At 47.5% G+C, this 1463-nt stretch carries 1 protein-coding gene; it reads right to left on the reverse strand.

Annotation, left to right across the window (positions count from 1 at the left end; all coding sequences use genetic code 11):
• Positions 1-6: 6 nt before the first annotated feature.
• Complete coding sequence (locus tag ACXAGQ_RS29045) at positions 7-1386, reverse strand: IS4 family transposase (protein ID WP_475251517.1); 1380 nt, start codon at positions 1384-1386, stop codon at positions 7-9.
• Positions 1387-1463: the final 77 nt, after the last annotated feature.

Here is a 1463-nt window from a genome sequence, read left to right on the forward strand (position 1 = left end):
TCTTGATCACATCTCATCAGAGGTAAAGGATTGGGCTATAAGGTATCCTTCTTGAATTGCTGCTAATTTATACCAGCCTCGCCATAGGGCGGCCCAACCGGGCCGCCCTGTTCGCTTACTGTCATACCATCCGCCTAGCCTTGCTAATGTAACTCGAGCCCATTTCAGATCTGGAGCTGTTGTTGGTAAGGGCTTATTTTCTTGTTTGACCCATAATAATTTCCAGCATATTCCGGGTAGAACAGACTCACAGCTACTGGTTTCTTGTCCGCGGCTTTCTGCTCTAAGTTGTAACAAGCGGATAGCGATAAACGCTTGAATGACGGCAACTCTCTCCAGGTTGTCCTTTGATTGAAGTTGCAGTGCTTCGACATCGGTTCCATCACTTTTCCACGCCTTGTGGAACTCTTCAACCAACCAGCGCTGTTCGTAGTAACTGATTATCTCCTGGGCTTTCGCTAACGTTGTCACTGGCTCTGAAGTCAGTAAGTGCCACTCCAATTTTTCGTTGTTGTCACCTCGCTCTTTACAACCAACATAATACAGAGAAAGTGACTTGCCACACTTATTGGCTGGAACCTTAATCGTAATAGGAGCAAAGCATACATCTAATGTTGCTTTACGCGCTTTGCGACCACCCCGTTGAGCAATATGGACAGTTCGTTGTCCCGATGGGGATAACTCCTTTGCATAATCATGGAGCTTATAACCACTTTCCTCAATGCAGCGACTATAGGTCGAGCGCACAACAAAACGCTGCTGGTTGGTCAGCTTGTAATGTAAGTATTCGTAGATGTCTGACTCCCTATCACACACTGAAATGACTCGGGCTTGGAGTTGACCTAAACGTTCAGACATTGCGGTTGATGCCTGTTGCCACTTGAAGGTCTCCTTCTCTTCATACGGTCGCTTGGCGAACTTATGTCCCCGGCCTCGAGTCGCAATATCCCTCGTCCACCGCTGTTGTTCGATTAGCCCCACAACCTTTTGCTCGCGTGGTGCAAACAACAGAACAGAGTGAGCTAGCATCCCCCGGGTTCGATTTCCCGAGTTCACGTGACCAAGTTCATCGGAGAGGCTTTTATGCGTGTAGGTTAGAGCGGTGGAGTCTTCAAGGGCAAGTAATAAGTCATGCGCTTCAGCCTCGTTAGTTGTTGCCACAAAACCGGCTTCAGCTATCGCATTGGCTTCAACATCAGGGTTACGGATGAGGCGATATGCCCCTTCAATAGAGGCGGGATTAGGGCAGGCTTGCACAATAGACACTCCAACATTAGATGCCATATCACTGGCTAATTGGACTAGTCGTTGTGTACGTCTAGAGTCGCCAAGCTTGGCATGCGAAAAGGTTTGTTGAGCCCATTCTAAAGTAGAATTCCCTATCATGATGATGACCTTTACTCATATTGTGTAAGATCGGATCGCAATAAAGAAAAAGAGTTCAAAAAAAGCCCCCGCCATGA

This window comes from Photobacterium sp. ABD4_091 (genome assembly GCF_056160145.1).

Bases quoted from the DNA above. Each gene is read 5' to 3' on its own strand.
- ACXAGQ_RS29045 (WP_475251517.1), bottom strand. From the start codon at position 1,386: ATGATAGGGAATTCTACTTTAGAATGGGCTCAACAAACCTTTTCGCAT.